Genomic DNA, 18,471 nt, shown 5'->3' with positions numbered 1-18,471 from the left:
TTTCATCATCTAAAAATTCACGATTCCTATCTTTGCCCAATATCTGGCCAATAAATGGTGTCTGGCCCTTTAATTTTTATTATTGGCAATTTCAGCTCTTCTAAAGGTATCCTTAAGTATCGCACCTATTGCATTTTTTATTCGGTCTAACCCTTCCGGTGAATTTACATCGATTTGGCAAAATAAGCTGTCATTAGATTTTGCATGTAATACCATATAATAAATTCCGCCTACCAGCAATCCGGCTACTGCCCGAAGATCCACATCGGTTTTTTTAAAAAATGGGTCTGTCAATTCAAAATATGCTGCTCCCAATTTTTCCCGTTCTTCAGCAACTTCAAACATGATTTGGCTTCGCTGGCTAATCTGCCATAACACAATTTTTTGCATTTCTTCTTCCTTGAAAAAGTAATCAAGCTGATTAACGAGCAGGGTTTCCAAAATTTGCCGGGTGTCGTTTCCCTTATTTTCTTCCATTAATTCCCCTGCATTACCCGATGCAGCAACCCAGTAGTCCTTTCCTCTTACATAAGTTTCCACTAAAGCATCTAAATTGCCAAAATAAAGATTAATCAATCTCCTGTTTACACCAGCATTTTTAGCTACGTTAGACGCATTTAAACCTGTGTAACCTTGTGTTCTGATAATGACACCTACAGCATCAACGAGTTTTTGCTTAGATCGCTCTTTGTCGTTTGTTACTCCATGATAAGTCTTCTTAGCCATAATTTCAGTATTTATATACTGGAAATATGCAATTTTTGGTTAACATATTCAAATGCATTTAAAGCTTTATCCAAGTGCTCACGGGTATGGGTCGCCATGAGGCTGGTTCTGATCCTGGCATTCTTTCGCGCAACCCCCGGATATACAATCGTATTGGCATAAATACCGGCATCCAGCAATAAACGACCGGCATCACCCGTCTTATGGGCATCACCAATTTTTACAGGAATAATAGCAGATTCAGTATTACCAATATTCAACTTTAAATCAGTCAAGCCTTTCTTAAAATATGTAACATTGTCTGCAAGCATTTGTCGCCATTGTGGTTCCTCGTCAATGAGATCTATGGCTTTTAATAGTCCAGCAGCTGCCGGAGTGGAAGTAGATGAAAATACTTGTTGCCTGGATTGAAATTTTAAGAAATTGATGATTTGAGGTGTAGAAATAACAAAACCACCAATATGACCAAAGGCTTTGCTCAATGTGCCGGAAATAATATCAATCTTGTCTGTGAGACCAAAAACTTCCATCGCACCACGGCCATTTTTACCCAAAACACCAATTCCATGTGCATCATCCACCATTAAAAAACCGCCGTATTGCTTTGTGAGAGTGAGAATTGCTTCCATTTTGGCAAGGTCGCCATCCTGGGAATAAACGCCATCAATTATTACCAGCCTTGTACGGAATTTGTCTTGGGCATCCTTTAAAATACGCTCTAAGGATTCGAGGTCATTATGCAGGAACATTTTTAAATTTGTTTCCTTGCAACCCTCGTAAACACTCGCATGTACAGCCATATCCAAAATTGCCACATCTTCCTTCTTTAAGATGGCTAAAATCGCTGCGCTATTTGCCGTGTAGCCCGTTGTAAATATTAGTGCTGAGTCTGGCGGTCGGTTAAAAAACGATGCGATTTTAGTTTGCAGCATTTCATGATATTCATGGTGACCACCTATCAGCGGTGATGCCCCGGCACCTGTGCCATATTTTTCTATACCTTCAATCGCAGCCAATTTTACTTTTGGATGCTGGGTAAAGTTTAGATAATCATTGGATACAAGGCTTACACACTTTTTTGGAATTTTGTTAAATGGTGAGGTAACCCACATTTCAGGGCCACTTCCCTTTTTACTGGTCATAAAGCGAAAATTCATTTGCCCGCTTTCTTCCATATAATTGGTAAACTCCTGAAATACCTCTGCTCGTTGAAAGGCGTTTAAATCAGGAATATTCTCGAAATCTTTAAAGCTTGCTTTTTGGAAGTTGATGTTCGTTTTCATAGCGATGGTTTTTAGTAAATGTTTAAACATTAAATTTATGTAATTTTAACACTACTGGGAAATTTGAAAGATTGACAACCGCCTATTTACAATGGAATGACAAATGCGTAATTGTTTGACTTCAATTTGCTTTTAAATAGAACTTATCCAAAAAGACAGAGCGAAATATAATATCCATCACAATTACTAAGAAAAATGACTGTGTTGCTAAAAATCAGTAAAGGAAACTCCGTGCTGATTTTTGGTAACTAAGTCATCCCATCGCCTGGACTGCCTGTTGCGGATGAAAGGAGCAAGTGGCAGTCCAGGCGCGATTTTTTACGCATTTTTTCAATAAGAGTAATTTTTGATAAACATCCTTCCACTTACCATTTAAACATACAGATTACCATTAGGCTACTTTGAGCGGAGTGGTTTTGAACTTTTTGATATTGAGGAATAAGCCCCGATGTTCTATCATGCCATCGCTGAGTAACTGCCATAGCCGTTCCGCACCATAAACAGCCAAAGCGGTATTGATATATAAATCCTGCTTTCTCAGGGCTTCGGCCTGGGAGCAACTTGGCTCGTCTTTGTCGTCCACTTCTTCTAACAAGTCCTTAAAGGGCAATTCCCAGCCTTTCGTATTCCAGGTCAGCCGGAACAGGCGTTCTTCCCGAGGCAAGTTCCTTAAGGTTACCACACCATCTTTCCATGAAAACAGGTGTGGGTACTTACCGATCCTACCATAAATCTGATTGTAATCGGGTGGGTTTTTATCCTTTGTCAGATACATGCCGTTCCGGCTGATAATATCTACGATTTCAGTCGCCCGGAGCGGTGTACCGGCATTTCGTAAAACATCAGTTATAACGTCGTGAAGATCGATTGTTGCCATTGTGATAAGGCGATTAAGGTATTAAAACTGTATGAAAGGTTAAATGTCGTGAAAAGGCGCTATACCATTAAACATATTATGCCGGCTTATGGGCCTTTTCTACAAAAATCCTTTGAAGATTTCCGTATTTTTATAATTATAATACTTTCAAATGATCCCACCTGTATTTGACGAATTTGGTTTGATAGAAAAAATCGCTAACAATAAGACGAACAGAGAATTTATGAATCTCAACAGCATTGAAAGTATCATTCAAAAGCTGGATTTTTATCGTGGTTACTTTGGGAAAATACATGACCTACCACTGGATGAATTTGAAAAACTCAAACAAAATATAAGCACGTTTTTCAATTTAAAACCCATGGCGAGTGCTGCGGAGTTACCTGGGTTTCTTGTCAGGATTTCCAACAACAACCGCATTCTCGCAGGCAAGGGTAAGGAATTGAACTATTTAACCGACATAGACGAGTTGCTCGCGCCACCGGTTAAGTATTGCACTTTTGGCAGATGTAATATTCCCGAACAGCAAGTTGCCTATTGCGCACTCGATGAAGCATCTGCTTATTGGGAAACCAAACCACAAAATGGCGACGTTATCACGATTTCACGATTTCAATTAAAGCCAGGCGCTAAGGCGGTTTGCACCGTTATCAGAACGGAAAAGACTGAAAATCCTGAAATTTCCCATGACCTTCAAAAAGTCTTTTACCTGTTAGAAGAGTTTTTCATTGAGATTTTTTCACTACCGGTTGACAGACTTAGGCCAAGAGATTACTTGTTTAGCGCTTTAATTTCTTCTGATCAATTGTATTATCCTGTACCGAGCGATGGTAATATTGAAGCAATTATATTTCCCAGTGTTCAAAGGAAAAAAATGGGTGATAATATTGCTATAAAGAATGACCTATTATTAAAGAAATATGATCTCTATAGCGTTGAAACCAAATTTATCCTGGACGAATATGAAGATCTCGATCCAAGTATTGCTGAACCTACTACGGATAGCATTATCGGCTCGTTTGGTACAACTGCGTTCGATTCTAAAACAGGTAAAATATTATACAACAAAGAAAAGGCAGATGAACTGTTTAACCTTTTTCGGATGATGCAAACAAGCCCTAATAAGCAGGTAAGAATTGACAACGGGCCGGATATACCTAAAAGTCTTTCATTTAACCTTGCACCAATAGGGTGGAAACCTGAGCCGAAACCTGCATTTAAGGCAGTAATTAAAAGCAGCAAATTAAGCAGAAATGATAAGGTTAATGTAGAGTACGCAAATGGAGTAAAGTTTTTGGGTTTAAAATTTAAAAAGGTGGAACAAGACCTGAATCGGGGTCTATGTAAAATAGTTGATTAGTAAACGTACTTTTCTTAATCTTGCCTTAGGTCAACGATTATCTGAATTCTCCATCATAGTAATCTTTAAAAATGAATGCGGTATTATCCTTACCCAGATTCATCGCCACCTTCGTGCTGTCAACGGGTTGATTAATGCCTCCCTTTCTTTCAAACTTAAAGATACCCACCGGGGCCTCCAGTTGCAGGGAACTGTTGACCAGTTCAGGTAATAAGGCAACATTCTGACCGAGGTATTTGGATTGAACGCTTGGATAGGTTACCCCTTTCAGGTGGCTCTTTGCCCAAATGTAATTGACATAAGCCGCAGTTATTTTATACTTATAATCCTGGCCTTCCTTTATATCGTTGCGGGCAAACTGATTGGCAAAAAACCGTCCCTGTTCTTCATATTCAGCAGCTAAGGGCAGGTGTTTATAGTTTTTCAACTGGTTGGCCAGCGACATTTGCGCGTATTCGCTCACCTTGAGCGCCTCATCGCTGAAGATCACTTCCATCACTTCAATATCCTGTGTCACCCGCCATCGGCTCAGCGTGAAATACTCGGTAACGTCAGGGTACTGATCCAGGTGCTTTAATAAGGATGAGGTTTCAAAATAGGCGACTACACGGGGATGTTCGATTTTGGGAGAGAGAACTGCCCCATAAAACACCGCCTGTTTTTCTTTATTGGCCCTGCCGTAACCCACATAATTATCGATGATTTCCTGGTCATGGATATAACTTATATCCACTTCCTTCAGAAACAAGTCATCAGGCTTTTTATGAACCCTTACCCGATCAATAAAAGCGCCCTTTTTTATAAGCGCGAAGGGCACAAATTTATCGCGCATAGCAGCAACCGACTGGTAGATTTCCTCATAGGGGACTTCTTCCAGCCGGTCTTTGATACTATCCAGAAATTTCAGGGTATCGTTCATAGCCTAAAATTAGCATTATATGCAGGCTAATCTTTAAGCCGTCCTGTTTTATTTAAAATCCACCTTAAAACAGTTATTGCCCTGGTCGAACACTTGCCGGATAAAACGGAGGCAGGCCATCCGGGTTTCTCTGGAGAACAGGATTAAAGGTTGGTTTGGCGTAAAGCCATCAGACGAGGTGCCGTAAAAGGCGGCAACCATATAAGGGTCGCCCGGCACTAAAATTTTCTTGTAGGACATGATTTTTAGTAATTAAATTTTGCACCGATTTTTACGTTAAACCCTAAAATAAGCAATTTAAATGGAAATAAAAAATGGATGCCATTACCTTAAAAACCACCCGTTAAAAAATAAGCGCCGCCTGTTTAAACATACCCCCCAACGGCAGCCAAACAGGCGGCGGCGCGACCATGCAAGAAAATCTAAAAAGAGAAATATGCCTGTATTTCCGAAAAGCAATTGTGCCCGAAGGGAGGCTTTGCTTTTGGGAAAGTCAGGCGACCAAACACGCCATCCTGCCTGTTGCGGATTAAGGAGCAAGTGGCAGGTTGGCGCGATTTTTTTCAGGCTTTCAAGGCAAGTAATTTTTGATAAACATCCTCCCAATAGGCTTGCTGTCTTTCATCAAAAGCTTTGTAAGTAGGGTCGGAATGCATGTAATGGCGGTAGTCGTCGGCCTGCATAATCGCCAAATCCAAATCTGTAACGGCAATCTCTTTGCCGTCTATATCAATGATTTTCATAGGTATCGGGTTAAGCTACTTTTAAGGGGGTGATTTTGAATTTTTTGATGTCGAGGAACAACCCACGGTTTTCAATCATACCATCGGTGAGCAATTGCCATAATAACTCCGCACCGTAAACCGCTAATACCGTATTAATGTACAAATCCTGTTTACGTAGTGCTTCCGCCTGTGAGCAACTCGGCTCTTCCCTGTCGTCCACCTGTTCCAACAAATCTTTAAATTCATCGGTCACCTTTGGCAAAACGCCTACTGGTCTGAATCGTTCCGATTCGGGCTGTTTGATTTCACAAAGCGTAGCTAATACCAATTGCCCTGTAAAACGGCTGTTGCCTAAATCCATCCAGTAAAAAGGTTTGGCGCGGTCGCTACGGCTATCCCTGCAAACTTTTCGCAAAGCATCAGCAATGTCAAACCTTGCACTGACGGTATCTACGCAAGTGATATAGATATTGGCTTTCCCTGCATTCGGTAACAGGTGCAGGGTTTTAGTGCCGAATTTTTCAGGTACGGCTTTCCAGTTCGTTCCCTCATGGCGGTTAATGCGGTTGATTAAGGTAACCGACTTTAAATAGCCTATTTCAGATTTGGCAAACATTTGCCTGCCCCGGTTTGCATCGGTAATGATGTCATCATCAAAAACGTTTACCTGCAGTCCGGGTTTTCCCAATCCCTGTAGACAGGAATGCGCCCTGACGAGTTCGGTTAACATGCGGTGACCTGTCCCGCCCGCACCGATAAGGTTAACAGTGATGGGATTTGTTGGGTCAAGTAAAACAGGTTCTGTAAAATGTATATTGGTTAATGCTTTCATTTGATTAATGCTTTGAGGGTGGTTTTAATCGGGTTCAATTTCTCTAAAGGGAATGGGGTATCGGTGTTCATTAGCTTTTGCCATAACTGGACAATGTTGCCTTTAATAGGACTACCTCCCCCGAGCGTATGGCTGAAAAAACTGTTGAAAAAGTAAATCTGCCATTGGCGCATAAATTCCTCCAGTCCGCAATCTTTCGGTATTTGTATGCTGACCGTGCCGAGGCATACCTTGCCATCACCATAAATATTAAAGTAAGGGGATTGGCACAAAGAACTATTCAGCGTTAAAGGGTCATTATTATTCAGCGCATAGACATATAGGGTGGTCTTGGTTGCTTTCCATACCATCGGCGGTACAAATGCCTCACCATTGGGAATAGCCAAACCCTCCTTAAATAAAAGCCTCACCTTTTGACTGGGTGTGTGCCAAAGGGCAAAGGCATTGCGCCCTCTGTTAATGTACAATACATTGTTAGGCATCAAACCAACGGGGTCTAAAAAGCTGGTCTGTAAATCCTCTGAAGTATCTAAAGCTTTGGCTAAGGAAATACTTTCCTGCACAGTCAAAGGATGGGCATTGATGGGTTTACCATGCTGATCCATATCAAACGCTTCCACGTAAATGCTTTTCTTTTCGCTGTTCCTGTAAATTAACAGGGCTTTTAACGGTTCGTATAAATTGCCGAACTGTTGGGTTATATTCTCTCTCATGGTAATTCAAATAAAATATTGCAGAGGTCTGTTATCAATTCAAAAAGACGGTATTCAAATTCAAGGGTTTTATGTTCTATTGTTGTGCCGTCAAAAACCTGAACACAGGTTGGTAAAAGCATTTCAGAGAAGTTGCCTAAGTAGTCATTAATTTGACGTTCTATTGTTTCATAAACCCATCCTTTACCATCCCCGATAAAGGAGACATAGCTTTCAGGTATGGCAACTTCGTCCCAATCTTCGGGTTCGTCAATATGCTGAAAAACGGAACTATTCGGAAATTCAAGGTATAAGGCTAACGCTTCTTTAGCCACTAATAAACATTCTTCGTCAAACGCATTTTGAGGCTTAAAACACTCAACGGTTTTGGTAAAATTATCCAAGTGATAACGGTTATGTATTTTGCGTTGCATGATGTCCCCGCATATATCATTTCGTATGATATCCGATATATCTTCCTCGTATTCATCGGGATTTTCATTCACACACTCCAAAAAATACTCCTTGTTCATTTCGTATTCACCATTGATAAAATTGCCCTCATCCCTGTAATAAGGAATGCCAGCTTCCCGATACAAATAAGACATCACGGCAAGCAAAAGCATACCGCTTGCTTTGTTTTCTCTGTGCCTTAAAAAGAGAAAAAGCGGTATAACAGGGATATAATAAAGCGTGTTACCAACTTCATAAACCTGTTTGGTGGCTAAAGTAACCGCATGGTCAAGCCATCCACGGGTAATATAGAGTTCGTTATCATAAGGCTGCCTGTTCAGCTTGGTTTCCAAATCCCTATATGTTAAAAGGATATTATAAGGATATGGCATTGCCTTAAAACCGGCTTGCGCAAATCCGTGTACCTGACACAGACTATCTGCTGACTTAAAAAACTCCGTTTCGGTACGCACCTGTTCCGGCAATTCCTTTCCCGGTTCGCACAAAGGCATAAAGCGATGGTTTAAAAAACCATCGGTACATGAGGCAAGGGGGCTGATTTGGCTTTGTCCTTTAGTACCGCCTGTGTGTCGGGCAACTCGTTGAGGCTTTCTGCGAATTTTCCTAATTGATGGTATAGTTTGCATTGTCTTTTTGATTTAGGCAGGCTTATAAAGCCTGCCTTTGATGTGTCTTTCATGATTATCCTTTTGTTCCTAATGTGGTGACAAACTGGTATTCAGCTTTGTCATTCTTAAACTCAGGCCCGACAATTTTTGCGGTGGTGAGTATAGCATAGAGGGTGCTGTAAAAATCGCATACCTCATCAGGGCTAAGGTTTATATCGGGGTCGGTCAGGGTTATTTCCTGTCCATTTTCTTTATGGATAAAAACCCGTGGTAATAAGTCGCTAAACATAATCGTATCGTTTTAGAGGTTAGAATAATTTGATTTGTGATAACTGTTCCTTTTTGCGGTTAAGGTCGGTTCTCAGATTTTTGAGTTCCGTCTCCTTGTCGGGGTATTCCTCAATGGTTGGTAGGAGGGCTATGGCTTCTTCATATTTACAATCTGCCTGTAACTCGCCTATGGTTTTTAAGATAGCCTCGTATGCCTTTTTCTTTTCGGCTTTCGGGTCGGGCAATTCCTGGTCGGGGCTTTTCCCGGTTGCGGGGCCTGTTGGTTTTGCAGTTGTCGCTTTGGACAGGTTTTTCGCCTTATCCAATCCCCTGCGGTAATCTTCCATATTATGAAACACACCTGCTGTTTCCTGTACGGGTTTGGTGATGGTATCAAAAAAGCAACTATCCATTTCCTCGGCTGTCCCGCTGATAATAAATGGTGGTACAACTTTGGCAGCTTGTGTGCCGTTATTATGGATATTAAATAAGCCTGTTATTTTGATATTGCCTTTGTCGTCTGTGCTAATCCCTATTCTCCAAATGCCGGGAACGTTAAGGCTTGCTATATTTTGAAAAAAGTTAGTGGTCATGATTTTTAAGATTAATGGGTTTTCTTTTTGTTAATTGCTCCAGATAGTTGGCAGACCTGCCGTCTGCGGTAAAGAGGTAGTCATTATTTAGAATGCTCTCTTTAATGGCTGTATCACTGCATAAAAATTCGTATTGTTTTTCAAGGGTGGTATAGAGGTAGCGGTTGAGTACTTCGGCTATTTTGCGTAGCCATTCTTCCAGTTTGTCCAGTTCCTCAAAAACGTTGTCGTGTTCCCTGCCGTTTTCATTAATGACATAAACCCCTAAATCCACCACTACTCCGTATTGCTGTGACCTGCTGATTATCTGCGGTTCATTGGGTAGGATATTCTTCGCCAATAGCGGTAATACCCTGCGGTTAATGCCGGGCGCAGTAAATGGAAATTCCTGCATAGGGGCATAGTCTTTCCATGTTTGATTTTCTATGGCAGTAATCAGTTTAGGCATGTCCACTTTTGCCGAGAAACCGCTACCGTCCCCCTGTGAATAAAAGCCCCTGAATTTGATTTTATCTTTGATAACAGCTATCCCTATGTAAGAACACAGTTCTATAAAATCCTCAAATTCATCGTCCCACCAATCAAAATTTACATTCAAATCCCGGTAGGTGGTCAGGGCTTTTTGTTTGGCATCCCTGTCCAGTTCATTAAAGCTGTACAGTTTTAACGTTATTCTTTTCATGGTTTCAAAGGGATTTGTTTTCAATGGTCAAAAGGTAATCGGTGTACCTGCGGGTAAGGTCTTCCCCTCTGCGGTAGATGTCCGTTTTAAAGAAATATCTCTCCTCAAAAAAGGCTACGTTTTTTGTTTGGAGATTTATCTCATAGCGGTAGGTGGCGTTGGTGCGCAACTCATTCATGGTGCAATGCTCACTTAGCAAAGCCAGTTCAGCTTCTGTATTGCTAAGAGATAAAAGCGGAAGCAATAGAGATTCTACGATGTAGCCTTGCTCAGGTGCGCTACTGCTGTCTGCAACGCAAATAATGGCTTCGCCATTCGTAAGAGTGATATAAAGATTTGAGCGTGTCATATTCTTTTTTTTATGGGGGGATTGCTCCCCCCGAATGATTAATTAAGTATTAAGGCATTTTCACCATTTTTTGAAAAATCCCGGCACAGGTTAAAAGCGACTTGCGCCCTTTGCTTTGCCGTTCCCTCGATGATGGATTTAAATTTGGCTTCTTCGTCTTTGTAGTTGCGGACATTTTGGAAGTAGCCAGTAACGGCATTATATGCGCCAAACAACGTCCCTGCGGTGGTTTCCATTTGCTGTGAGGGACTTGTAAACGCATATTCATACACCTTGTCTACCATGTTGGTATAAGTGGTAGACAGGTCATCGTCCTTGCCCATTTCGAGGTTTTTAAGGACTTCCTTATTCGGAGCCATTGCAACCTGTATGAGTTTTTTCACTTCCTTGTCGGTGATACGGATTTGTGACCAGTTGTTAAATAAGCCCTCTAACTCTACACCCAAATTGGAACTAATGCCCATGAGTGTGTGCGCCTGTTTCAGGCGGTCGTTTGCCGAGGCCGTATGACGTATTTTGATTGCGCCCGAATGGTTGGACATTGCCGCGTTTAGCGTGTTATTACACACAATTCTGATAGGTGTAAATGCTGCGGTGATGCTTCCGAAGCCATCATGCGAAGTGGTCAGGAAAAGGTATTTTTCAATAAAATCGTCTTTGCCGACACGTATATAGCCCGGTAATTTGGCGGTAATAAAAATGCGTTGTCCTACTCCCAATGCCCCTGCGGTTTCGTATAGAATACCATCCCCACCACCTACTATCGCATCAAAAAATTCGAATGCGTTTACATTCTGTACCACTTCGTAATCTTTGCCGACTACGCCTAAAACCTGCTCTGTATCGGTACGGATAGTGGCAAAATAGTTGGGTACTTCTATTTCAGGGATGAGTATATCTGTATCCGGGTCGCCTGTATTGTTCTCGGTATCATAGGTAAACAAGGGTCGTTTTTCAACGAAGTAGTCAAGCCCCGCAAATTTTATCGCTTCTGCACTGGTGGGGTATTGGTCTACTATTTTACCTAAACCGTGCCATGCCCTTTCCTTTACACTGAAAAAGCTATATTCCTGATTTGCTGAGTTATAATTTAAATTGTGTCCCATGATTTTATTTTTTTGTTGTTCTTGAAATTTGATAGAATGATTGATAGTGCTTAGAATGGCAAGTCATCGTCAGCCACTGCGCCTGTGGTATAAGGTGCGGTTTCCTTTTCTTCTGCTTTGGGTTCGGCTTTGGCGACTAATGAAAAAAGTTTGATGGTATCGCAGGTGCAAATGAGCCTTGCACGGATGCCGTCTTTTTTGCTTTGGTAGCCGTGCGCTTCCATCCATCCCGAAATCTCCACTACTGCGCCTTTGGTAAGGTATTCGGCAATGCCGGAATTGCGCCAGTAAGCGCAGTCAACGAATGCGGTTTTTTCCTTTTTTTCGCCCGCTTTGTTTTTCCATTTTTGGTTAATGGCTACGGTAAAATTGATTACCTGTTTGTCCCCTTTGACCGCATTTACTTCTGCTTTTGCGGTTAATCTTCCTGTGAATAGCATAATTTTTAATTTTTTAATGAATAATTATTTGTTTGCTTTTCCTTTCGCCGCCTTGCCCTGATTGATTATTTTTAAAAGAAAAAGGGAAAAAAGAAAGCAAATCGTAAAGCCCGGCAGCGGGCAAAAGGAAACGGAATAATTGGAGGGGCCCCTTTGGGGAGGAAACCGTTTATGCCGTAGTCTTTTGCAAACCCCACGACAGATCCGGGCTTGATTTTAGCTGCGCTTTTTACCCGTTTCGTTTAAAATATTCATTGATTAAATAAAAAAATGCCATTGGAGCCGGAGGCGATAAAGGCCTCCAGTCTTGTGAATTTGAAGGACCGTCTTTGCTAATAAATGAGGATATTTGCTATTAAATAAAAATCATGGATGAAACATCATTAGCAACACCGGATTTTACATCAGAATATACCAAGCTGGTTCCCGAGATTTTGGAGCGGGTACAGTCCCTTTATGGGAAAAAAGCTAAGAAATGGGAGTTTAACGAGATTTGCTACGAACCTGATGGCCCGTATTTAAGCTACCCGGAGAGCAATACGTCTGCCTATCCGATAGAGTTTAAGGTGAATATTACCTTACAGTCAGGCGCTAAAAGCAACTACGACGAGGGCATTTTTCAAATATCACATGAGGTTATACATCTTTTGTCGCCCACTGGGGATAATGAAACCAATAATCTGGAAGAAGGGCTTGCTGTTTATTTCTCAAAAATTTATACAGAGGAGAAAACTAACAACTTGAAAATCTTTCATACGCCCACCCCATTTACAGGTTACCTTTATGCTTACAATATGGTTTCAGAACTCTTAATAGGCGATAAGGATGCCGTTTTGAAAGTTCGTACAATAAAAAAGAAGTTTGATAAAATTAAAAAGAAACACTTTAAGAAGGCCGAAGTTGTCGCGGATAAAAACCTCATAAAAGGCCTGTTGGAAAGATTTGAGCGCATTCGTCCGGGAGAAGATAAGCCAGATGAAAATGCCCGATAAGCGTTAGAAATCATTAAGCTAATTTTATATGTTATAGCAAAGCAGTTACGCTGCCAAAATACAATCAGCTTGGCTGATACTGTAAAGTTTAACAACCTGGAAAACTTAATATAATTCGTTTTGATGCTGTTGGTTAAATCAACAATTGAAATTTCTAATCCAGTAGGAATCGAGAACAGAACGAAAGAGATCAAAGGGTTTAACGATAACTGGGGTAAAGAAAGCCGGATATTCGTAGCTTAAGATTACAAGGAAATCATTTGTTTTAATTATCATTTAAATTAATGTTTCGAGCTTTTCCACGAGTTCCACTAAATTACCGATTTCATCCACTATTGATTTGTTGTGTGATAATAATAAGTCCGGCATTGCTAAAAGTGCTTTAAAATCCCCATTTTCAGCATTTTTTGGAAGAAAGTTTTGCATAATGAGAGAGTTGTTATGAGCGAACTCGTTTCGCTCCAAATCGTCTAAAGCAGTTTTAACGGTACAAAGCCATTGATAAAATTTATCTTGTTCTAAAGCTGGATAGTCTGTTAAAAGTTGTGGCACCACGTTTGCAAAATAAGTGCGCTTTATATCCTTCGGATTTTTTAAGTAGGTATTTAGAACCAAACCGACACGATTCCAATAAGAGTAGATACAATGAATGGTCGATTCAATCATGAATGTATATCTGTGATTATATACGTTAGGTCTTCCTTTATCAAGACTAATCTTATCCCTAAACAAAATACAATTTACAATCCCGAAGTGTATTTGACTACTCAAGCCTTGTATTTCATATAAAAAGTGGTAATGGTGTTCATCGAATAATTTAGTAAAAAAGCTCAGTCGGGCTAACTTGTCCCAATAGCTGTCTTCAAGGTGCTTCTGTATCGAAATCAAATTATTGATTTCATATTTATCTGTAATTTCTTCAAGTATTTGGTCAAGACCATCAAAGTAATCGTTCATACGGTTCTTGTTTTAAAATATGTTCGCTTAAGCTATCTTAAACCTTATTGGTTAAAGAAAAATCAATAATGGGCTAATCAAACTATTGCTCAGTCTTCTCGCTTATCTCTGCTTGCAGCCTGGCAAATTCCTGTATAACGGGGTTCATAAATGTTGGATGTGTTGGTTTGTCTGGTTGTTGGAACATTACTGAAGCTATATAATTAAAATCATCTATTCTTTTTGTATCATAACTGCTGGACCTGATAGTTAAATCCTTTTCAACCATGAAGAATGATAAAATTTCGTTCCGGGCATGTTTAATTCGTTCTCGGCTATCCATCGTTGTGAAATCTTTAATGTCGTAAATATACATTTCGGTCACAAAAAGGACTTTAACAATACCTTCAGCCGCTATCTGCTTAGCCAGCTCATTAAACTTTCTATACATCGTTGTCCTAATGGAACCCCCATAAGTCAGCATTTCAAATGTATCGTTGCTATAAACCACTAAACAGGTAGGCAGCAAGCTTTTCTGCATCTGGAAGATCACCAAATGCATGAGTTCAAATTTTTGAAATAAGTCGCCGTTCGGATACGTCTTATTCAGATTTTCAAGCGGGCTTCTTGCCTCGCCCGGGCCAGCCCACATTTCTACCCTGGAGGCTTTTTCAAAGTGATTTTTTTTACAGTAAAAAATATAGTCATCAATGAATAGCATGTTTTTGGGGACGCGATAAAAATTCATGTCCTCTATTTTCTTTTCTAATTCGTCAGATAATTTGCAATCCTCGTTCAATGCTTTTCTCATAGCTGCCATGAACAGCTTCATGTGGTTTATCCCCGAGATGAAATTTTCATAAAGTTCTTCTGTCTGCCCGCTTTCATAAAATGAAAACTCGGCCGAAAACATAACTTCCAAAGGACTGATTTTCATAAATAGCGTCCTGAGAGAATCAATTATCGTCGGATATTCCACGTCATTATCAATTGTGAAGGTTAATTCAGGGAGTGAGATAGCATTTTGCCCGGAATAAATATTGATCACAATCCTTTTTTCTAAATCAAAAGGCTGTTGCTTCAAAACTTCGTTTCGCTTGTCGATAAACCATTTACACACATCGTTAACCAGGTACTGATTACGAAGGTCTTCATAAGTAGATTTAAATTCAGTATGCGCCAATGACTTCTGTAGCACAAACGTGATATTCCTGTATTCAGAAAAAAAATTATCTAAATAGGCTATATTGTCAAAAAAGTTTGTCCCTTTTTCAAACTTCTCCAAGCTGCTTAGCGCACTATAAAATTTGTGCAATGCCGGGTATAATAAACCCCTTGTGTTATTCATAATTTATGCGCTGACGTGTTTTAATAAGAAGACAGGGTAAATTACCTGCATTGTATTAACGAAGGCGATGGTCTACTTTAAAGTTTCATAAATTTAGAATTTAATTAATTCATATACCATCGTTATTTCGCAAGAGGGATAGCAGCGGCATCCTGCGTAGCAGATACAGCGTATAGCCCGGCCCGGAGGGCTTGCCATAATATCCTTTGTGCCGGGTTCCATACTTGACAAAGCGGAGCAGCAATGCTTATATTTACAATAAGCGGGGCTTTTACTTTATTTAAGGGCGATGGGATTATTAAATTTCTTATTGAAGCTGTTCAGGATCAAACCGGGATTTAATGGTACGCCGGAAATGTTCCTGGCGATGGTGATGGAATTCCAGTCAAGGAATAATAAAGAATTTGTGGTACATGAGGTGCTGCAATGGGGAGACGTTATGCAAAAAATGATGAAGGTTGATCTTTCACCGTACACAAGTTTTGCTGACTTGATGCAAAACGGCGTGCCCGATTATACTATGGTAAAAAAAGTGAGGGGGAAGTTTGACGAGATACATCAAAGAATCGACTTAAAAAAAGCGATCTACGGGGAGAATGTCGATCTTGGGGATGATGATGTAATGAAAAGTAACGATGAAGGCGCGGTATTCGCGAGAAGATTTGTTAAAGATATGTCGAAGTATGTGGACTTTCCGGAGGAAGAAAAAAAGAAGATCGATAAGATCGACGACTAGCATTAATTTGTAGTTTTAGTGATCATTAATTAAAGCTGAATCCGAAGATATTTATTAGCGCCACATGTTTTTATTGATCGCCATCCGGGCTGAATTTACGTTTTTCTAAAAGCTGTTGGCCTTGGTCCGGTCAAAGGCGAGACTATTGCTCCATACCTGAAACAAGCACGCATCCATTTTGAGCATCATCCCTATGAGATTCCGGCAAACGATTTTACTATCTGTCTACCCGCTTGACGAAGCGCTGATAAAAACCTGTAGTCATATTGAAGATCAATATCCCTAAGCGCGCCTTTTCTTTTTATAAAAAGTTATTGAAAACCAGCTATTTGGTGATTAGATTTGTATTAACCTCAATCATCAATCATGAATGCTGACGACAACGAACGAGCAGAACAAGGCGAAAAAAAGAAAATTAATGGGCAAGATTATTCTGTAGTCGGCGATAACGTTTACGAAAAGAATTTTTGGGGCAACTGGAAACCAGTCGACGATAGCCAGGTCAGGGCTGAAGCTGGGGAGCAGAAAGAAATTGATCGCCAGTCCTATTCTCAGGTTGGCAATACTGTTTATGAAAAAAATCTTTGGGGTAAGTGGAAAGAAGTCACCAATGAGCAGGATCGCGCGAAAGCCGGGAATCTGAATAATGTTGACCGCAGCGATTATTCCTCTGTGGGAGACTCTACTTACCGCAAGAATTTCTTCGGCAATTGGGAAAAGATTGAAGATCCGCAGGAAAGAGCGAAAGCAGGTGACATTAAGCAAATCAATCGTATCGATTATTCGGTTACCGGAGACACGGTTTACCGAAAGAATTTTTTTGGTAATTGGGAAACAGTCGAAGACAAACAAGAGCGCGCCGAGGCCGGTAATTTACATCACCATAACAGGATTCAATATTCTACCGTAGGTAATCAAATCTACCGAAAGAATTTTTTCGGCAATTGGGAAGAAATCTCAACCAAAGAAGCACCTGAAGCTGTTCAGGCGGCAGCCAATAAACAAAGTAGTCGTAGTCGGCCTGGTTATTCAGGATCAGAAAACTACTCAAGCCATAGCAGTCCAGGCAATTCGGATACCTCAGGTTCCGGCAGCAGTATAATTGTGATAATTGCTGTAATAGCCGCCATAGCAATCGGGTACGCATTATTTCATCATTCAGAACCTCCGGCACCAACGGTGGTTCAGCAGCAACCAGTTTATAACGATGCGCCCGTACCTCAACAAGAGGCTGTACCTGAAGAACCTGCAACAACTCCTGCTGTCGTGGACAGTGGTCATGTGGGCTTTTTGATCAGTTGTGACTATTGCGGGCCCTTCCGGGTATATGAAGACACGGTTTTTTTGGGCACAGTGCCAGATCGGCGCTTCGCCGCCGGTCGTGTTTGCGGTTCTCCGGACGTATTAACAATTGCTGAGACAACCGGTGACCATATTTTTACAATAAAAACAAGCGCTGGTGAGAGTTGGCAACAAACTGTAAAAGTGACACTGGGTGATTGTGTGATGATCGATGCCGAACAGCCACCTGTAACGACTAATAGACCTGATCCATTAGAAAACGTGCCGATAGCGACAGATATGCGTATTGTTTCTCCCGAAGAACACAGCAGTTTTGATTTTCCGCGTTATACTGATGTTTCCTGGACACCAATGGGAGAAACAGACAATTATGAAATTGAATTACAACTTGCTGATAAGCCATATGATTATACAGCAACATCTTTTTCAACGATGCCCTACGCTAATCAAGGGATCTATCCAACAACCGGTACATCGATAACTGTTCAGGGAATGGGTAAACAGGTTCACCGCCTACGCGTAAGGGCTATTAAGAATGGACAAATCATAGCGGTCACATCCTGGCGGTATTTTAACTATAACAATTAGTTTCCGGCGCGTTTGACTGTCTTAAGATTTTAAAATCCCGCTTCTGGCTTTAAAACTCTTATTGATTAGCTGCAACCCCGAAACTGATAATAATTTATTCATATAAACTTGAAATCAGTAAGTGTTTCCGTAACTTACGGTCAACTACTGCGGCAACGGTGCCGCATTCAAAATGTTAATCGGGGCCAAACCTTTTAATCTGATAGATATTGTTTGACATTGAAACCATATTTGCTGAATCCCCGCCATTTTCGGTCACGCTGGAAATCAGCAGGCGTGAAACCGAACTTGATATAATTCCGCATTGGTTCAGTGAAGATAACTTTTGTAATTTTTATATTTTTCAGGCTGGCAAAGAGCTTGGCACTATCATTTGTGCAGATATTAACGAATGGGAATGGTTAACCGAACCGGAGCTGCAGTGGCTGGCTCAGCTTATCGGCAATGAGATTGACTGGCATTACCTATAGTCTGTAACACTAGCGTTTTATAAAGTATTTTGCAACCCCCACGATAGATATCGGCTTGATCTTAGCTGGGATCGACAAACTCCTGCATAATGGCATTCATGAGGCCCAATCTGTTATGATAGCGGCGGCTGTTCTCGAAAAATTTTTCGAATTCATCTATATT

General features: G+C 40.8%; 22 protein-coding genes. 5 read left to right on the top strand and 17 right to left on the bottom strand.

Going from position 1 to position 18,471, the window contains the following annotated elements:
- Positions 1-69: 69 nt before the first annotated feature.
- The 3 genes from BLS28_RS16315 to BLS28_RS16305 form a co-directional block, all read right to left on the bottom strand.
- On the bottom strand, positions 70-726 hold the full coding sequence (locus BLS28_RS16315) for a TetR/AcrR family transcriptional regulator (protein WP_091169452.1): 657 nt from the start codon (positions 724-726) through the stop codon (positions 70-72).
- Positions 727-737: 11 nt separating this feature from the next.
- Entirely contained in the window at positions 738-2,009 is a 1,272-nt protein-coding gene (locus BLS28_RS16310) for an aminotransferase class I/II-fold pyridoxal phosphate-dependent enzyme (protein WP_091169731.1), read from the bottom strand.
- 391 nt (positions 2,010-2,400) lie between these two features.
- Positions 2,401-2,886 (bottom strand): hypothetical protein, encoded by a 486-nt coding sequence (locus BLS28_RS16305; RefSeq protein ID WP_091169449.1) that lies wholly within the window; start codon positions 2,884-2,886, stop codon positions 2,401-2,403.
- Between the two features lie 151 nt (positions 2,887-3,037).
- Here BLS28_RS16305 and BLS28_RS16300 point away from each other — a divergent pair, with 151 nt between their 5' ends.
- A complete protein-coding gene (locus tag BLS28_RS16300) occupies positions 3,038-4,246 on the top strand; it encodes an RES domain-containing protein (RefSeq protein WP_091169447.1) in 1,209 nt (402 codons plus the stop codon).
- Positions 4,247-4,283: 37 nt separating this feature from the next.
- Here the strand turns inward: BLS28_RS16300 and BLS28_RS16295 are convergent, their stop codons facing one another.
- From BLS28_RS16295 to BLS28_RS16240, 12 genes are all read right to left on the bottom strand, one after another.
- Positions 4,284-5,165, bottom strand: coding sequence for a hypothetical protein (locus tag BLS28_RS16295; protein WP_091169444.1), 882 nt, complete (start codon positions 5,163-5,165; stop codon positions 4,284-4,286).
- 48 nt (positions 5,166-5,213) lie between these two features.
- Entirely contained in the window at positions 5,214-5,405 is a 192-nt protein-coding gene (locus tag BLS28_RS16290) for a hypothetical protein (RefSeq protein ID WP_091169440.1), read from the bottom strand.
- Positions 5,406-5,728: 323 nt separating this feature from the next.
- Positions 5,729-5,908, bottom strand: a complete 180-nt coding sequence (locus BLS28_RS16285) for a hypothetical protein (protein ID WP_091169438.1) — start codon at positions 5,906-5,908, stop codon at positions 5,729-5,731.
- Positions 5,909-5,918: 10 nt separating this feature from the next.
- Complete coding sequence (locus tag BLS28_RS16280) at positions 5,919-6,722, bottom strand: PRTRC system ThiF family protein (protein WP_091169435.1); 804 nt, start codon at positions 6,720-6,722, stop codon at positions 5,919-5,921.
- Positions 6,719-7,435: a PRTRC system protein B gene (locus tag BLS28_RS16275; RefSeq protein WP_091169431.1), complete on the bottom strand. Its 717-nt coding sequence runs from the start codon at positions 7,433-7,435 to the stop codon at positions 6,719-6,721. The genes BLS28_RS16280 and BLS28_RS16275 overlap by 4 nt, the downstream gene beginning before the upstream one ends.
- Positions 7,432-8,514, bottom strand: a complete 1,083-nt coding sequence (locus tag BLS28_RS16270; protein ID WP_143020790.1) for a hypothetical protein — start codon at positions 8,512-8,514, stop codon at positions 7,432-7,434. The genes BLS28_RS16275 and BLS28_RS16270 overlap by 4 nt, the downstream gene beginning before the upstream one ends.
- A gap of 55 nt (positions 8,515-8,569) precedes the next feature.
- Positions 8,570-8,785 carry a PRTRC system protein C gene (locus tag BLS28_RS16265; RefSeq protein ID WP_091169425.1) on the bottom strand — a complete coding sequence of 72 codons (216 nt, stop codon included), beginning with the start codon at positions 8,783-8,785 and terminating at the stop codon, positions 8,570-8,572.
- A gap of 19 nt (positions 8,786-8,804) precedes the next feature.
- Complete coding sequence (locus BLS28_RS16260; RefSeq protein WP_091169422.1) at positions 8,805-9,359, bottom strand: hypothetical protein; 555 nt, start codon at positions 9,357-9,359, stop codon at positions 8,805-8,807.
- The gene (locus tag BLS28_RS16255) at positions 9,349-10,041 is read right to left on the bottom strand and encodes a DUF8835 domain-containing pootine (protein ID WP_143020789.1); all 693 of its coding nucleotides are present in this window, start codon (positions 10,039-10,041) and stop codon (positions 9,349-9,351) included. The genes BLS28_RS16260 and BLS28_RS16255 overlap by 11 nt, the downstream gene beginning before the upstream one ends.
- Positions 10,042-10,045: 4 nt before the next feature.
- Positions 10,046-10,390, bottom strand: a complete 345-nt coding sequence (locus BLS28_RS16250; protein ID WP_091169415.1) for a penicillin-binding protein — start codon at positions 10,388-10,390, stop codon at positions 10,046-10,048.
- A gap of 38 nt (positions 10,391-10,428) precedes the next feature.
- The gene (locus tag BLS28_RS16245) at positions 10,429-11,496 is read right to left on the bottom strand and encodes a DUF932 domain-containing protein (RefSeq protein ID WP_091169412.1); all 1,068 of its coding nucleotides are present in this window, start codon (positions 11,494-11,496) and stop codon (positions 10,429-10,431) included.
- A gap of 50 nt (positions 11,497-11,546) precedes the next feature.
- Positions 11,547-11,936 carry a single-stranded DNA-binding protein gene (locus BLS28_RS16240; RefSeq protein WP_091169408.1) on the bottom strand — a complete coding sequence of 130 codons (390 nt, stop codon included), beginning with the start codon at positions 11,934-11,936 and terminating at the stop codon, positions 11,547-11,549.
- Positions 11,937-12,304: 368 nt separating this feature from the next.
- On the opposite strand from BLS28_RS16240, the gene BLS28_RS16235 reads away from it, so the two are divergent.
- Complete coding sequence (locus BLS28_RS16235; RefSeq protein ID WP_091169404.1) at positions 12,305-12,928, top strand: hypothetical protein; 624 nt, start codon at positions 12,305-12,307, stop codon at positions 12,926-12,928.
- Between the two features lie 276 nt (positions 12,929-13,204).
- Here the strand turns inward: BLS28_RS16235 and BLS28_RS16230 are convergent, their stop codons facing one another.
- Complete coding sequence (locus tag BLS28_RS16230) at positions 13,205-13,885, bottom strand: hypothetical protein (protein WP_091169401.1); 681 nt, start codon at positions 13,883-13,885, stop codon at positions 13,205-13,207.
- Positions 13,886-13,967: 82 nt separating this feature from the next.
- Entirely contained in the window at positions 13,968-15,212 is a 1,245-nt protein-coding gene (locus BLS28_RS16225; protein ID WP_091169398.1) for a hypothetical protein, read from the bottom strand.
- 289 nt (positions 15,213-15,501) lie between these two features.
- Between BLS28_RS16225 and BLS28_RS16220 the strand changes: the two genes are divergently transcribed.
- The 3 genes from BLS28_RS16220 to BLS28_RS16210 all read left to right on the top strand — a co-directional run bounded on the left by BLS28_RS16220 (position 15,502) and on the right by BLS28_RS16210 (position 18,308).
- Complete coding sequence (locus BLS28_RS16220) at positions 15,502-15,948, top strand: hypothetical protein (RefSeq protein WP_143020788.1); 447 nt, start codon at positions 15,502-15,504, stop codon at positions 15,946-15,948.
- A gap of 366 nt (positions 15,949-16,314) precedes the next feature.
- Positions 16,315-17,838 (top strand): hypothetical protein, encoded by a 1,524-nt coding sequence (locus BLS28_RS16215; protein WP_091169391.1) that lies wholly within the window; start codon positions 16,315-16,317, stop codon positions 17,836-17,838.
- A gap of 209 nt (positions 17,839-18,047) precedes the next feature.
- Positions 18,048-18,308, top strand: coding sequence for a hypothetical protein (locus BLS28_RS16210; protein ID WP_091169388.1), 261 nt, complete (start codon positions 18,048-18,050; stop codon positions 18,306-18,308).
- Positions 18,309-18,471 lie beyond the last annotated feature (163 nt).

It is taken from the genome of Mucilaginibacter gossypii, assembly GCF_900100945.1.
GTDB lineage: Bacteria > Bacteroidota > Bacteroidia > Sphingobacteriales > Sphingobacteriaceae > Mucilaginibacter > Mucilaginibacter gossypii.
Note: the sequence above shows the minus strand (reverse complement) of the source record. Positions and strands in the feature narration are given on the sequence as shown.

What these genes read in the sequence shown, in the direction of transcription:
- BLS28_RS16295 (WP_091169444.1), bottom strand. Translation starts at nt 5,165, where the DNA reads ATGAACGATACCCTGAAATTTCTGGATAGTATCAAAGACCGGCTGGAA.
- BLS28_RS16265 (WP_091169425.1), bottom strand. Translation starts at nt 8,785, where the DNA reads ATGTTTAGCGACTTATTACCACGGGTTTTTATCCATAAAGAAAATGGA.
- BLS28_RS16255 (WP_143020789.1), bottom strand. Translation starts at nt 10,041, where the DNA reads ATGAAAAGAATAACGTTAAAACTGTACAGCTTTAATGAACTGGACAGG.
- BLS28_RS16270 (WP_143020790.1), bottom strand. Translation starts at nt 8,514, where the DNA reads ATGCAAACTATACCATCAATTAGGAAAATTCGCAGAAAGCCTCAACGA.
- BLS28_RS16275 (WP_091169431.1), bottom strand. Translation starts at nt 7,435, where the DNA reads ATGAGAGAGAATATAACCCAACAGTTCGGCAATTTATACGAACCGTTA.
- BLS28_RS16235 (WP_091169404.1), top strand. Translation starts at nt 12,305, where the DNA reads ATGGATGAAACATCATTAGCAACACCGGATTTTACATCAGAATATACC.
- BLS28_RS16280 (WP_091169435.1), bottom strand. Translation starts at nt 6,722, where the DNA reads ATGAAAGCATTAACCAATATACATTTTACAGAACCTGTTTTACTTGAC.
- BLS28_RS16250 (WP_091169415.1), bottom strand. Translation starts at nt 10,390, where the DNA reads ATGACACGCTCAAATCTTTATATCACTCTTACGAATGGCGAAGCCATT.
- BLS28_RS16290 (WP_091169440.1), bottom strand. Translation starts at nt 5,405, where the DNA reads ATGTCCTACAAGAAAATTTTAGTGCCGGGCGACCCTTATATGGTTGCC.
- BLS28_RS16240 (WP_091169408.1), bottom strand. Translation starts at nt 11,936, where the DNA reads ATGCTATTCACAGGAAGATTAACCGCAAAAGCAGAAGTAAATGCGGTC.
- BLS28_RS16285 (WP_091169438.1), bottom strand. Translation starts at nt 5,908, where the DNA reads ATGAAAATCATTGATATAGACGGCAAAGAGATTGCCGTTACAGATTTG.
- BLS28_RS16245 (WP_091169412.1), bottom strand. Translation starts at nt 11,496, where the DNA reads ATGGGACACAATTTAAATTATAACTCAGCAAATCAGGAATATAGCTTT.
- BLS28_RS16305 (WP_091169449.1), bottom strand. Translation starts at nt 2,886, where the DNA reads ATGGCAACAATCGATCTTCACGACGTTATAACTGATGTTTTACGAAAT.
- BLS28_RS16300 (WP_091169447.1), top strand. Translation starts at nt 3,038, where the DNA reads ATGATCCCACCTGTATTTGACGAATTTGGTTTGATAGAAAAAATCGCT.
- BLS28_RS16215 (WP_091169391.1), top strand. Translation starts at nt 16,315, where the DNA reads ATGAATGCTGACGACAACGAACGAGCAGAACAAGGCGAAAAAAAGAAA.
- BLS28_RS16315 (WP_091169452.1), bottom strand. Translation starts at nt 726, where the DNA reads ATGGCTAAGAAGACTTATCATGGAGTAACAAACGACAAAGAGCGATCT.
- BLS28_RS16225 (WP_091169398.1), bottom strand. Translation starts at nt 15,212, where the DNA reads ATGAATAACACAAGGGGTTTATTATACCCGGCATTGCACAAATTTTAT.
- BLS28_RS16260 (WP_091169422.1), bottom strand. Translation starts at nt 9,359, where the DNA reads ATGACCACTAACTTTTTTCAAAATATAGCAAGCCTTAACGTTCCCGGC.
- BLS28_RS16310 (WP_091169731.1), bottom strand. Translation starts at nt 2,009, where the DNA reads ATGAAAACGAACATCAACTTCCAAAAAGCAAGCTTTAAAGATTTCGAG.
- BLS28_RS16220 (WP_143020788.1), top strand. Translation starts at nt 15,502, where the DNA reads ATGGGATTATTAAATTTCTTATTGAAGCTGTTCAGGATCAAACCGGGA.
- BLS28_RS16230 (WP_091169401.1), bottom strand. Translation starts at nt 13,885, where the DNA reads ATGAACGATTACTTTGATGGTCTTGACCAAATACTTGAAGAAATTACA.